Origin of the sequence: Streptomyces sp. NBC_01716 (genome assembly GCF_036248275.1) — a bacterium.
Lineage (GTDB): Bacteria > Actinomycetota > Actinomycetes > Streptomycetales > Streptomycetaceae > Streptomyces.
Genome location: NZ_CP109181.1, coordinates 8,501,169 through 8,513,539, shown reverse-complemented (window position 1 = coordinate 8,513,539; position 12,371 = coordinate 8,501,169). Strand labels below are relative to the sequence as shown.

Annotated in this window: 13 protein-coding genes; all 13 read left to right on the top strand. The window is 69.9% G+C overall.

Going from position 1 to position 12,371, the window contains the following annotated elements:
• Positions 1–3 precede the first annotated feature (3 nt).
• The 13 genes from OIE74_RS37845 to OIE74_RS37785 all read left to right on the top strand — a co-directional run bounded on the left by OIE74_RS37845 (position 4) and on the right by OIE74_RS37785 (position 12,360).
• Positions 4–657 carry an SAM-dependent methyltransferase gene (locus tag OIE74_RS37845; RefSeq protein ID WP_329392036.1) on the top strand — a complete coding sequence of 218 codons (654 nt, stop codon included), beginning with the start codon at positions 4–6 and terminating at the stop codon, positions 655–657.
• A gap of 183 nt (positions 658–840) precedes the next feature.
• Positions 841–1,653, top strand: coding sequence for an ABC transporter ATP-binding protein (locus OIE74_RS37840; RefSeq protein WP_329392035.1), 813 nt, complete (start codon positions 841–843; stop codon positions 1,651–1,653).
• Positions 1,650–2,555 (top strand): ABC transporter permease, encoded by a 906-nt coding sequence (locus tag OIE74_RS37835; RefSeq protein WP_329392034.1) that lies wholly within the window; start codon positions 1,650–1,652, stop codon positions 2,553–2,555. Before OIE74_RS37840 ends, OIE74_RS37835 begins: the two co-directional genes overlap by 4 nt.
• Positions 2,556–2,593: 38 nt before the next feature.
• Positions 2,594–3,748, top strand: a complete 1,155-nt coding sequence (locus OIE74_RS37830) for a hypothetical protein (RefSeq protein WP_329392033.1) — start codon at positions 2,594–2,596, stop codon at positions 3,746–3,748.
• A gap of 269 nt (positions 3,749–4,017) precedes the next feature.
• Positions 4,018–4,323 carry an MSMEG_0570 family nitrogen starvation response protein gene (locus OIE74_RS37825; RefSeq protein ID WP_329392032.1) on the top strand — a complete coding sequence of 102 codons (306 nt, stop codon included), beginning with the start codon at positions 4,018–4,020 and terminating at the stop codon, positions 4,321–4,323.
• Positions 4,320–5,633: an MSMEG_0569 family flavin-dependent oxidoreductase gene (locus tag OIE74_RS37820; protein WP_329392031.1), complete on the top strand. Its 1,314-nt coding sequence runs from the start codon at positions 4,320–4,322 to the stop codon at positions 5,631–5,633. The genes OIE74_RS37825 and OIE74_RS37820 overlap by 4 nt, the downstream gene beginning before the upstream one ends.
• 23 nt (positions 5,634–5,656) lie before the next feature.
• Positions 5,657–6,472 (top strand): amidohydrolase family protein, encoded by an 816-nt coding sequence (locus OIE74_RS37815; RefSeq protein ID WP_329392029.1) that lies wholly within the window; start codon positions 5,657–5,659, stop codon positions 6,470–6,472.
• A 44-nt stretch (positions 6,473–6,516) separates the two neighbouring features.
• Entirely contained in the window at positions 6,517–7,038 is a 522-nt protein-coding gene (locus OIE74_RS37810; RefSeq protein WP_329392028.1) for an MSMEG_0572/Sll0783 family nitrogen starvation response protein, read from the top strand.
• 10 nt (positions 7,039–7,048) lie between these two features.
• The gene (locus tag OIE74_RS37805; protein WP_329392027.1) at positions 7,049–8,146 is read left to right on the top strand and encodes an MSMEG_0568 family radical SAM protein; all 1,098 of its coding nucleotides are present in this window, start codon (positions 7,049–7,051) and stop codon (positions 8,144–8,146) included.
• Entirely contained in the window at positions 8,116–9,609 is a 1,494-nt protein-coding gene (locus OIE74_RS37800; RefSeq protein WP_329392026.1) for an MSMEG_0567/sll0787 family protein, read from the top strand. The genes OIE74_RS37805 and OIE74_RS37800 overlap by 31 nt, the downstream gene beginning before the upstream one ends.
• Positions 9,606–10,454, top strand: a complete 849-nt coding sequence (locus OIE74_RS37795) for a carbon-nitrogen hydrolase family protein (RefSeq protein ID WP_329392024.1) — start codon at positions 9,606–9,608, stop codon at positions 10,452–10,454. The genes OIE74_RS37800 and OIE74_RS37795 overlap by 4 nt, the downstream gene beginning before the upstream one ends.
• Positions 10,451–11,287 carry a carbon-nitrogen hydrolase family protein gene (locus tag OIE74_RS37790; protein WP_329392023.1) on the top strand — a complete coding sequence of 279 codons (837 nt, stop codon included), beginning with the start codon at positions 10,451–10,453 and terminating at the stop codon, positions 11,285–11,287. Before OIE74_RS37795 ends, OIE74_RS37790 begins: the two co-directional genes overlap by 4 nt.
• On the top strand, positions 11,284–12,360 hold the full coding sequence (locus OIE74_RS37785; RefSeq protein WP_329392022.1) for an MSMEG_0565 family glycosyltransferase: 1,077 nt from the start codon (positions 11,284–11,286) through the stop codon (positions 12,358–12,360). The genes OIE74_RS37790 and OIE74_RS37785 overlap by 4 nt, the downstream gene beginning before the upstream one ends.
• The last annotated feature ends 11 nt before the right edge of the window (positions 12,361–12,371 follow it).

Genomic DNA, 12,371 nt, shown 5'->3' with positions numbered 1-12,371 from the left:
CCCATGCCGCTCACCAACTACGACTGGTACGCGTGGCACGCACCGTACGATCAGCTCCGCACGCCCGAAACCGACCGTCTTGAGCAGGTGCAGGAAGCGATCTCCGCCGCTCTGGACACCGCGCCACCGGGGCGTCTCACGGCGGTGAGCGCCTGCGCCGGGCAGGCGCGGGACCTCCTTCCCGTCCTCATCAGCCATCCCCGCGGTCCCGACATCGATGCGCTGTTGATCGAACTCGACCCGCTGAACGCCTCGTTCCTGCATGGTGCGCTCGGCAGCACCGCTCTCACCTCGGTCGACGTCGTCGTGGCGGACGCCGGCGCGGCGGCGTCGTACGCCGGTCACGTCCCGGCCGAACTGCTCCTGATGTGCGGGGTCTTCGCGAACATCGACCGCAAGGCCGCCCGGCACACGATCAGCCGCCTCAACGAACTCGTCGCGCCCGCCGGGTCGGTGATCTGGACGACGTACGGCGGCTCCGTCGGCGACGCCGGCGATGTCCTGACCGCCTTCGCCGCCGCCGAATTCACCCTCGTGTCGCTGGTCTGGGCGGCCGACCGCTCTTGGCTGGTGGCCGTGCACCGCTTCGACGGCGCCGGCCGACCGTGGTCCGACGACGGCGTCCTGTTCGCGTTCCGACCGCTGGCGGAATCCTGAAACCCCGCCGGACCGGGCGCCGCGCGCCGCTCCTACAGCAGTTACCGCAGATTCAGCAGTTACCGCAGATTTACGCCGCAGAAACCCTTCCCCGGGGTTGGGATACAAAATTCATCAGACAAAGCGGGGACCCAGGCCGCGTACCAGCAGAGGCGGAGACGACGTATGACGAACATCCTGCCGATGGACACGACAGAAGACGGGCGGGGACCGGTGGGACAGCACCGGGCCGACGGGACTCCGGCCTCGCTCGACGAGTCCCTCGGGCCGATCGTGAAGTTCTCAGGACTCACGAAGCGGTTCGCCGACGGCACCGTGGCCCTGAGCGACCTCGACCTCTCCATCAGGCCGGGAGAGTTCGTCTCGCTCGTCGGACCGTCAGGCTGCGGCAAGTCGACCCTGCTGCGGATCGCCGCTGGCCTCAGCCCGATCAGCGAGGGCCGCGTCGAGACCCGGTTCGACTCGCTCGGCTACATCTTCCAGGACGCCACGCTCATGCCATGGCGGACGGTCGCGCACAACGTCGAGCTACTCGCCCAGTTGGAGGGTCTGCCAAAGGCCCGTCGGCGCCTCCTCGCGCAGGAGGCCATCGACCTCGTCGGCCTCAGCGGGTTCGAGGGCAACTTCCCCAAGACGCTGTCCGGTGGCATGAGGATGCGCGTCTCGCTGGCCCGCTCGCTCACGCTGAACCCCAACCCGTTCATGTTCGACGAGCCGTTCGGCGCGCTCGACGCGATCACCCGCGAGCGGCTCAACGACGAGGTGCTGAAGCTGTACACGCAACGGCGGTTCACGGCCGTCTTCGTGACCCACTCCATCGCCGAGGCCGTATACCTCTCGTCGCGCGTCGTCGTGATGGCGCCCCGCCCCGGACGCGTGATCGGCGAGTTCGACGTCCCTTTCGACTACCCCAGGTCTCCACACCTGCGCTACAGCGAGGAGTTCGGCGCCATCGCCCACGAGGTCTCCGAGTGCCTGCGAGGAGCGAGCGCATGACCGCCACCTCCCGCGTCCCGGCGACACCCCCCGCCGAGTCCGCCGCCGGCATCCTGAAGAAACCCCAGGTCATCCTTCCCTCCACCAAGCGACGCCGGACCCGCGCCGGCAACGTCCTCGCCGTCACCGGGCCACCCGCCCTGGTGGGCGCGGCCGCCATCGGAATCTGGTACCTGCTGGCGTACTTCGGCCTCAGCCGGTCACAGCGCTTCATCCTTCCCCCACCGCACGAGGTCGTGAAGGTCGGCTTCCTCGACTGGATCAACCTCAGGGAAATCCTCCAGGGGCTCCTGTCGAGCGGCACCGTCGCGCTGGTCGCCTTCGCGCTCTCCACCGTCATCGGCCTGGTCTTCGCCATCGCGATGAGCGAGGCCCGCTGGATCGAGCGGTCGTTCTACCCGTTCGCCGTCGCGCTCCAGACCATCCCGTTCCTGGCACTCGTGCCGCTGATCGGCTTCTGGTTCGGATTCAACGAGCAGAGCCGGATCATCGTGGCGACGCTGGTCTCGCTCTTCCCCATCACCACCAACGCGCTGTTCGGACTACAGTCCGGTGACGCCGCCCTGCACGACCTGGTGCGACTGCACAACCGGTCGCGTCTGGTCCGGCTCGTCCGCCTGCGGCTCCCCGGCGCCCGGCCGGCGATCTTCACCGGGCTGCGGATCTCGGCGGGACTGTCGGTGATCGCCTCCATCGTCACCGACTTCTTCATCCGGCAGGGGCAGCCCGGTATCGGCGGCCTCCTGCAGAACTATTCGGCCAACCTGCAGTCCGAACGGCTTTACGCGGCGCTGATCGTCACCTGCACCTTCGGTCTCGCGGTGTTCTGGGCGGTCGGACTCGTCCGCAGGCTCACCATCGGCCGGTGGGAGACGTCGACCGCGACGCGCTCGGACGACTGACCGACCACACCGCTCCCCCTCGCCACACTGGAGAGAACATGCACACCACTGCCCGCACCGCCCGCAGACTCCGGCGATCCACGCCTCTCGCGGTCGCCTCGGCGGGAATCATGCTGCTCGCCGCCTGCGAAAGCGACACGAGCGCTCCCGCGAGCACCGCGGCCACCGGCAGCGGACCGCTGGCCGGCATCTGCCCGAGCACCGTGAAGATCCAGTCGAGCTGGTACCCGCAGCCGTCCAAGGGCCCGCTCTATCAGCTCGTCGGACCGAACGGGACGGTCGACACCAGTCAGGGCACCTACAGCGGCGAGGTCGGCGGTGTGACCGTCTCGGTACTGGCCGGCGGCCCCTTCCTCGGCAACCAGTCCGTCATGGCGCGTATGTACCAGGACTCCTCGATCCTGCTCGGCGAGGTCAGTACGGACGATGCCATCGAGGTCTCGGCCGAGCAGCCCGTGATCGCGGTCGTCGCCACCCTGCAGAAGAGCCCCAAGGCAATCATCTACGACCCCGCGACGTACCCCGACGTGAAGTCCATCGCCGACGTGGCCAAAACCGGCGCCACCGTGCTCAAGGCCGGCGAGGACGCCTCCAGCAACCTCCTGGTCGCGAACGGCAGCCTCAAGTCCGGCCAGCTCGACTACAGCTACGACGGCTCGCCGGGACGCTTCATCACCGCGGGCGGCAAGGACATGATCATCGATTACGCCGATGCCACGACGTACCGGTTCGAGCACCTCAAGCAGTGGGGCAAGACACTCAGCAGTCTCCCGCTCGCCGACGGCGGTTACACCACCTACGAGAACTCCCTGTCCGTCACACCGGCGAACAGGACGAAGTACGACTCCTGTCTGAAGGCGCTCGTGCCCATGATCCAGAAGGCCGTTGTCAGCTACACGACGAATCCGGATCCGATGAACGCGACCATGGAGAAGTACGCGACCGACGCCAAGAGCCCGACGACACTGACACCCGCTCAGAACGCCTACTCGGTCACCTTCATGAAGGACAACGGCATCCTGGCCGCCGGCACCGACGGTGTGGTGGGCAGCTTCGACGCCGACCGCGTCACCCAGCTCATCAGCGACATGGCGCCGGTTGCCAAGAAGCAGCACATCACGGTCCGGAGCGGTCTCGCCGCCGATGCCCTCGTCACCAACGAATACCAGGACACCTCGATCTCGATGAAGTGATCCACCGGTTCCGCAGCAGACCGCCGCAGCCGTGGAAGCGAGCGAACCGGCTGAACAGGCCGGCGATCTCGATACGGTCCGGACGAGAACGAGTTCAGGGTGACCGAGGCGGTCGCCCCGGTGGCCTCCAGGCCGGGCACCACTCCCGTGAGGACTCCGTAACTCCGCTTTATTCCGGATGACCTCGTTCGGTAATTCCCGCTGGCTGAAATGGTCTTCACAAGCAGCGGCGAGGTGTCAAGACCTCGGCGCCCCGCATGGAGGACTTCATGCCTGAGCTGTATTTCCATGTGCGCTGGCCCGGCGGAGAGACCCAGCGCTGCTACTCACCCTCCACAGTAATCGAGGACTACCTTGCCACTGGTGGCGTGTACGAACTCGACGACTTCGTGGAGCGGAGCCGGACGGCGCTGCGTATCGCAAGCGACAGGGTGCGCGAGAAGTACGGGTTCGCGTGCACGAGGGCGTCCGGACAACTGGCGCTCATCGAGGAGACCGCGGCCGCGTACGCCTCCCTCGGCGGGGCCAAGGTGACCGTCGAAGCCCTGCACAACGCCGACGGGAGCACACGGTGAGTGCCCGGCGGCCGGTCGGGGCCCACTACCCGGTGGCGGTCGTCGGCGGCGGTCAGGCCGGCCTGTCGGTCAGCTACTGCCTGCGCGAGCGCGGCATCGAGCACATCGTCGTCGAGCGCGACAGGGCCGGCCACGAGTGGCGCGAGCGCCGCTGGGACTCGTTCTGCCTGGTGACCCCCAACTGGCAGTGCAAACTGCCCGGTTACCCCTACCAGGGGGACGACCCCGACGGCTTCATGGTCCGCGACGAGATCATCCGGTACCTGGAGGAGTACGTCGCCTTCTCCCGGCCCCCGCTGGTGGAAGGCCTCGCCGTCACCGGACTGCGCCGGGGCGCCGATGGCGTCTTCGAACTCGCCACCACCGAAGGGAAGTTCACAGCCGACCAGGTGGTCGTGGCCACCGGGCCGTACCACACCCCGTCCGTCCCCCGGATGGCCGAGCGGCTGCCCGCCGGTGTCGAGCAGATCCACTCCTCCCGGTACCGGAACCCGGAACAGCTCCCCGACGGGGCGGTCCTGGTGGTCGGCACGGGACAGTCCGGCTGTCAGATCGCCGAGGACCTGCACCTGGCCGGCCGGCAGGTCCATCTGGCCGTCGGCAGCGCGCCCCGGGTGGCCCGCTTCTACCGTGGCCGGGACTGCGTCGCCTGGCTGGACGAGATGGGCTACTACGCCCGTGGTATCGACGAGTTCGACGACGCCGGTGCCGTCCGGATGAGGGTCAACCACTACGTGACCGGGCGGGACGGAGGCCGTGACATCGACCTGCGTGCCTTCGCCCGGGACGGGATGCGTCTGTACGGACGGCTGACCGGCATCGACGGTGTGCGGCTGGACTTCGCCGACGACCTGAAGGTCAACCTCGACCGGGCGGACGCGGTGGCCGAGGGCATCAAGGACAGCATCGACGCCCACATCACCGCGCGGAGGGTCAACGCCCCCGTCGAGCCCCGGTACATACCGGTGTGGGAGCCCTCCGAGCAGCCGGCCGCACTGGACCTCAAGGCCTCCGGCATCACCTCCGTCATCTGGTCGACCGGCTTCACCCGCGACCACCGGTGGGTCGAGATACCCGTCTTCGACGGCCGCGGCTACCCCATGCACTGGCGCGGTGCCACCAGCACGCCCGGCCTGTACTTCCTGGGCCTGCCCTGGCAGTACTCGTGGGGCTCCGGTCGCTTCGAGGCGGTGGGCAGGGACGCCGAGTTCCTCGCGAACCACATCGACGCCTCACGCCGAACGGCCGACGTCTGCGGCACCCTCACGGGCGCCCCCGGCGAACTCGCCTCCGCGCTCCCGATCGGCTGAGCAGGCTTTAAGGACCCATCACCATGGTCTACGACGCACACCGCCACATCGGCGTCCTGCCCGCCCATCCCTTCTACGGCGGTCCGCCCGTGAACCCCGACACCACCGCCCGCGCCACCGTCAGGCAACTGATCGCCGACCTGGACGCGGAGGGCACCGAACGCGCCCTGGTCATCCCCAACTACGGCGTACCCGACCCCGGCATCGCCTTCTCCTTCAACGAGTTGGCGGTCGAGGCCGCCCAGAGCGACGACCGGATCCGGGCAGGACTGTGGGTCTCCCCGCGCCCCGAGGACGAACACCTCACCGCACAGGCGCTGGCTCTGGCCGGCGAACGGGGCGTGAAAGCGCTGAAACTCAGCTTCCTGCTCGGCGGGCGCCCCACCGACCCGGCCTGCCGCCCGATGCTGGACCGCATCTTCCAGGAGGCCGAGCGCGGCAATCTCGTCGTCCACGTCCACACCTCGCCCGGTGCCGCTTCCGACATCGACGAGGTCGGCCATTTGGTGGACTGGTACGCCGGCCAGGTCCCCGTCCATCTCGTGCACTTCGGCGGCGGGATGAGCGGCCACATCAAGCTTGCCGGCTCGCGGTTCTTCGACTGGATCAGCGCCGGCAAGCGCGTCTACACCGATCTCTCCTGGGCCATCGGCTTCACTCCCCGCTGGCTGGCCCAGGAGATCGAGCGCCGGGGCATCGGCCACGACCGGGTGCTCTTCGCCAGCGACCAGCCGTGGGGCGACTTCACGGGCGAGTACGCCCGGCTCGCCGAAGCCACCGGCGGCGGCGAACTCGGCGAACTGGTCTTCAAAGACACCTTCGCCGCGCTCTACGACTGACCACCTCCACCCACCTCACCGTCCACTCGTACAAGGAGACAGCCATGTCGGAAATCGTCGAACTCACCGAGATCGAGCGGAAGTCCCTCAACGAGATCGCCCACCCCTCCCTCCCCGAGGGCACGAGCATCTACGGCGACACCAAGGTCTTCCCGGACTACAAGGCCGAGGACGGAGAGACCTACTTCACTCTCGTGCACGGCATCGCCCACGAGTCGTCGGTCTCCTTCGTCGCTGTGCTCCAGGCCACCCGTGCCCTGCGCAAAGGCTTCGAGACCGCCATCTACTTCTACGGCCCGGGTTCGCTGAACTGCCTTGCCACGCGCGGGTTCCCGACCGTCGGCAACTCCGCCTTCCCCGGCGAGCACAACATCAACAACCAGCTCAAGACGTTCATCGCCGAGGGCGGCAAGGCCTTCTGCTGCCGCTTCGGCCTGTCCCTGCACGGCGCCCGCGAGGAGGACCTCATCGAGGGCGTCATCCCGACCCATCCCCTGGACGTCCAGGACGCGCTGATCCACTACGCGCGCAAGGGCGCCATCATCAACTCCACCTACCAGCTCTGAGGGGCATGCCGTGAGCGTTGGCACCAACACAGCGGTGGACGTGCGGATCATGACCCGGGCCGAACTCGCCCTCCACGGAGTCCGGTTGGCGGCTCCTGTGCGGCGGCCGGACGGCGCGGGACCCAGCGACGACGGGCACGTCCTCGTCGACGGTGCCAACGCCGCGCTGCCCACCAACCCCGACAGCCCCTACTCCGTGCGCGACGGAAAGGTCTGGCTCGGCGAGGACACCGGGACACCCCAGGACACCGGCCTGACCCTGACCACCGTACGCCGCCCGAAGTTCTACGACCTGACCACCGCCGACGGCATCCCCTACGAGCACATCGCCCGCCTGCACGGCGCCGACGTCGTCGCCACCACCGTCGTACAGACCTGCATCCGCTACGCCGAGTCCGACCGCTGCCGCTTCTGCACAATCGAGGAGTCCCTGCGCACCGGCGCCACGGTCGCGGCCAAGACCCCGGCGCAGCTTGCCGAAGTCGCGGAGGCGGCCGTGCGGTTGGACGGTGTCCGGCAGATGGTCATGACCACCGGCACGACGACCGGCCCGGACCGGGGCGCCCGCAATCTCGTACGCTCCGTGCGCGCCGTCCTCGCCACCGTGCCCGGCCTGCCCATCCAGGTGCAGTGCGAACCGCCCGGCGACCTGGCCTGGATCCGCGAACTCCACGAAGCCGGAGCCACCGCCATCGGCATTCATGTCGAATCCCTCGACGACAAGGTGCGCCGGCGGTGGATGCCCGGCAAGTCCACCGTCCCGATGGCCGAGTACGAGGCCGCGTGGGACGAGGCGGTACGGGTCTTCGGACCCAACCGGGTCTCCACCTACCTGCTCGTCGGCCTCGGTGAGAATCCCGACGAACTCATCGCGGGAGCCGCGGAGTTGATCGACCGCGGGGTATACCCCTTCGTCGTGCCCTTCCGGCCGATGGGCGGCACGCTCGCCGCCCGCGACGGGATCGCGGCCCCGAGTGCGGAATTGCTGCGATACGTCACCGAGGGCGTCGCCGTGAAGCTGCGCGCGGCGGGCATGAACGGTGCCGACCAGCAGGCCGGCTGCGCGGCCTGCGGCGCGTGCAGCGTACTGAGGACGGCGGGCGGGTGATGCCCGTGTACCTCGACGGATCCACGGCACCGCCCACGGCGGACGGGCCGGTCGACATCCTGGCGCTGCTCGGCGACCGCAGCACACTCGCCCGCAGACCCCGGTTCCACATCGAACAGGCCGCTGACAAAGCGGAGTTGGTCGCCTACCACCGCCTGCGGCGGGACGCCTTCGTCCACGAGCAGGGCCTCTTCACCGGCCACGATCTCGACGACCGGGACGGCGACGCCCGTACACTCGTGCTGGTCGCCAGGGATCACGCGGGCACCATCGTCGGCGGAGTACGGCTCGGTCCGGTCGCCGACGGCCCCGACATCGGCTGGTGGGCCGGCGGCCGACTCGTCGTCGCCCCCGGCGCCCGCGGCCCGCAGGGCATCGGCGCCGCGCTCGTCCGGGCGGCCTGCGCGAGGGCGGAGGCCGAGGGTGCGCTGCGCTTCGACGCGACCGTCCAGGCCCGCAACGAAGTCCTCTTCAAGCGGCTCGGCTGGCGCTCGGTGCGCGAGGCGACGGTCGCAAACGCGCCGCATGTGCTGATGCGGTGGCCGATCGGGCGGACGGCGGCCCGGGCAACATCTGCCAAAGCCGCGCTCGGACCACTGCTCACGGAGCTGCGGCGAACAGCGAGGGACCCGGCCGCCCTCGGCGGCGCGGGTTTCATCGGGGACGACGGCGCCCCGATCCCCGGCACCGACGTGATCGCCGCCTGCGACGCGATCGTGCCGTCCATGGTCGAGCGGGATCCCGGGTGGGCGGGCTGGTGTTCCGTCCTCGTGAACGTCAACGACCTCGCGGCGATGGGTGCTTCACCGCTCGGGCTGCTCGACGCGGTGGCCGCGAAGAACGCCGCACACGCCGCGCGGATCCTCGCGGGACTGGGCCGGGCGGGGCAGGCGTACGGCGTGCCGGTCCTCGGCGGGCACACCCAACTGGGCGTCCCCGCCGCCCTGTCGGTGACAGCCCTCGGCCGCACCGACCGTCCCGTCCCGGGCGGCGGCGGGCGCCCAGGACACGCCGTACGCCTGACAGCCGACCTCGGCGGGAGCTGGCGCCCCGGCTACCGGGGCCGGCAGTGGGATTCGTCCACCCGTCGTCGTACGGACGAACTGCGCGCCATGACCGGCGCGGTGGCCGCCGCCCGGCCTGCCGCCGCCAAGGACGTCTCGATGGCGGGGATCGCCGGTACCCTCGGCATGCTCGCCGAGGCGAGCGGCTGCGGGGCCGTCCTCGACGTGGCCGCCGTGCCCCGGCCGCCGGCCGCGACGACGGGCGACTGGTTCACCTGTTTCCCCGGCTTCGCCATGCTCACCACCGACGCGCCGGGTGCCCCGCCGCTGCCCGCCGGGCCCGCGACGGGCGCCGTGTGCGGCGAGCTGACAGAAGGACAAGGCGTCGGGCTGCGCTGGCCCGACGGAGAGATCACCGAAGCGGTCACCTCATCGGTAACCGGGATGGGGAGCGCATGACCACCCTGCGAATGGCGGCCGTCGCCGCCGAGTTCGGCCGCGACCTCGAAGAGGACTTCGCGATGGTCGAGCGGTTGATCAAGGAGGCTCGGGCCGAGGGCGTCCGGTTCCTCGCCCTGCCGGAGGCCTGCCTCGGCGGCTATCTGCTGAGTCTTGATGACGACGGCGAGGTGGACGAGGGCCCGCCCGCGCTCGCCCTCGACGGGCCGGAGATCCGCCGACTGGCCTGCCTGGCCGGTGACATGACGGTCGTGGCGGGCTACTGCGAGGACGCCGGCGACGCCCGCTACAACAGCGTGGTCTGCGTCAACGGCGACGGCGTGCTCGGCAACCACCGCAAGGTCCACCAGCCGCTGAGCGAGGACGCCAGCTACGCTTCCGGCGACCGTTTTGACGCCTTCGACACCCCGGTCGGCCGGATCGGCATGATGATCTGCTACGACAAGGCGTTCCCCGAGTCGGCCCGCGCACTGGCCCTCGACGGCGCCGAGATCGGCGTGGTGGTCTCGGCCTGGCCCGGCTCACGGACCAACGCCGCCACCGACCTCGCGGACGACCGCTGGAAGCGCCGCTTCGACCTGTTCGACCGGGCCCGCGCCCTGGAGAATCAGATCGTGTGGATCTCCTCCAACCAGGCCGGTACCTTCGGATCGCTACGATTCGTCGGCAGCGCCAAGGTCGTCGACCCCGGCGGTGAGATCCTCGCGGACACCGGTGTCGAAGCCGGCCTGGCGGTCGCCGAACTCGATGTCGCCCAGGCCCTGGAGACCGCCCGCCGTTCGATGGGCCACCTGCGCGACCGGCGCCCGGAAACCTACACGTACGCAGGAGCGTCCCGCACATGAGCACGATCCGGATCGCGGCCGCCGCCGCCCACTTCGGCCGCGACCTGGAGTTCGACCTCGCGCGTATCGCCAAACTCATCGACGACGCACGCAAGTCCGGCGCCGGACTGCTCGTCCTGCCCGACGCCGCGCTCGGCGGCTACCTCGCCGACCTGCGCCACCCGGAACCGGATGCCCTGCCCCCGGCCCTGAAGCCGGACGACCCGCTGATCCTCCAAGTCGCGCGCCTGGCCGCCGAGATGGTCGTGTGCGTCGGCTACTGCGAGGACGGCGGCACCGAGCGCTTCAACGCCGCCGTATGCGTCAGCGGTGACGGCGTCCTGGGCCGCCACCGCAAGGTCCACCTCCCGGCCGGCGAGGTCACGGCTTATGCGCCCGGCGACCGCTTCAACGCCTTCGACACCCCCGTCGGCCGCATCGGCATGCTCATCGACTACGACAAGACCTTCCCCGAGTCCGCCCGCTCCCTGGCCCTGGACGGCGCCGGCATCCTCGCCTGCCTGTCCGCATGGCCCACCAGCATCACCAACCGCGCCCCGCGCATGGCCCAGGACCGCCAGGCCAAACTCTTCGACCTCTACGACCAGGCCCGCGCCGCCGAGAACCAGGTCGTCCTCGCCTCCTCCAACCAGACCGGCGCCATGGGCGGCATGCGCTTCCTCGGCCAGTCCAAGGTCGTCGGCCCCGGCGGCGACATCCTCGCCCGCACCTGGGCCAAAGCCGGCCTCGCCGTCGCCGAGATCGACGTGGCCGCCGAGATCGACCGCGCCCGCCGCATCCTGCGCCACCTCGACGAACGCCGGCCCGCCGCCTACCGGGAGACTCCCTCGTGAAGATCGCCCTGCTGAGCTACTCGACCAAACCGCGCGGCGGCGTCGTGCACACGCTTGCCCTCGCCGAGGCACTCGCCACCGCCGGACAGGACGTCACGGTCTGGTCGCTGGGCCGGGGCGGCGACGGCGGCTTCTTCCGCCCCGTGGACCCGGCTGTACGCGTACGGATCGTGCCCTTCCCGGACGGGCCGCCGGACGAGACGGTCGGCGCCCGCATTCTGCGCTCCATCGCGACCCTGCGCGCGGCCTTCGATCCGGGACCGTACGACATCGTCCACGCCCAGGACTGCATCAGCGCCAACGCGGTGGGCCGCTGCATCCGCACGGTCCACCACCTCGACCACTTCACCACCCCCGAACTGGCCGCGTGCCACGAACGCGCCATCGTGGAGCCGTACGCGCATGTGTGCGTGTCACAGTCAGTCGCCGACGAACTCGCCCGGGGCTGGGGCCTGAAGACCGAGGTCATCCCCAACGGGGTGGCGTACGAGCGCTTCGCGACCACCGTCCCGGCCGACCGAGCCCGCTGGAAGGACCAGCTGGGCAGCTATGTGCTGACCGTCGGAGGTATCGAGCCTCGCAAGGGATCACTGGACCTGCTGGAGACCTACGCGCTGCTGCGTGCCGAACACCCCGACGTGCGGCTGGTCATCGCGGGCGGTGAAACCCTCTTCGACTACCGCGACTACCGCGCCCGCTGGGAGACCCGGGCCCGCGAACTCGGCGTCGAACCCGTTGCCCTCGGACCTGTCCCCGACGACGAACTCCCCGCGCTCGTCGCGGCCGCCGATGCCTTCGCCTTCCCTTCCCTCAAAGAGGGCTTCGGGCTCGCCGCCATGGAGGCACTGGCTGCCGGGGTCCCGCTGGTCGTTCGCGACCTCCCTGTCCTGCGCGAGGTCTTCGGACCCGCTGCCCGTTTCGGCGCCACCCCGGAAGACCTGGCCGGCGAACTCGGCCAGGCCCTCACCGATCACGACCCGGCCCGACAGGCCGCCGGCCGGGCACTGGCCACCCGCCACACCTGGGACACCGCCGCGCAACGCCACCTGGACTTCTACCGCTCGCGCGCCTGATCCAGATGGAA

What these genes read in the sequence shown, in the direction of transcription:
- OIE74_RS37845 (WP_329392036.1), top strand. Translation starts at nt 4, where the DNA reads ATGCCGCTCACCAACTACGACTGGTACGCGTGGCACGCACCGTACGAT.
- OIE74_RS37840 (WP_329392035.1), top strand. Translation starts at nt 841, where the DNA reads ATGGACACGACAGAAGACGGGCGGGGACCGGTGGGACAGCACCGGGCC.
- OIE74_RS37835 (WP_329392034.1), top strand. Translation starts at nt 1,650, where the DNA reads ATGACCGCCACCTCCCGCGTCCCGGCGACACCCCCCGCCGAGTCCGCC.
- OIE74_RS37830 (WP_329392033.1), top strand. Translation starts at nt 2,594, where the DNA reads ATGCACACCACTGCCCGCACCGCCCGCAGACTCCGGCGATCCACGCCT.
- OIE74_RS37825 (WP_329392032.1), top strand. Translation starts at nt 4,018, where the DNA reads ATGCCTGAGCTGTATTTCCATGTGCGCTGGCCCGGCGGAGAGACCCAG.
- OIE74_RS37815 (WP_329392029.1), top strand. Translation starts at nt 5,657, where the DNA reads ATGGTCTACGACGCACACCGCCACATCGGCGTCCTGCCCGCCCATCCC.
- OIE74_RS37810 (WP_329392028.1), top strand. Translation starts at nt 6,517, where the DNA reads ATGTCGGAAATCGTCGAACTCACCGAGATCGAGCGGAAGTCCCTCAAC.
- OIE74_RS37795 (WP_329392024.1), top strand. Translation starts at nt 9,606, where the DNA reads ATGACCACCCTGCGAATGGCGGCCGTCGCCGCCGAGTTCGGCCGCGAC.
- OIE74_RS37790 (WP_329392023.1), top strand. Translation starts at nt 10,451, where the DNA reads ATGAGCACGATCCGGATCGCGGCCGCCGCCGCCCACTTCGGCCGCGAC.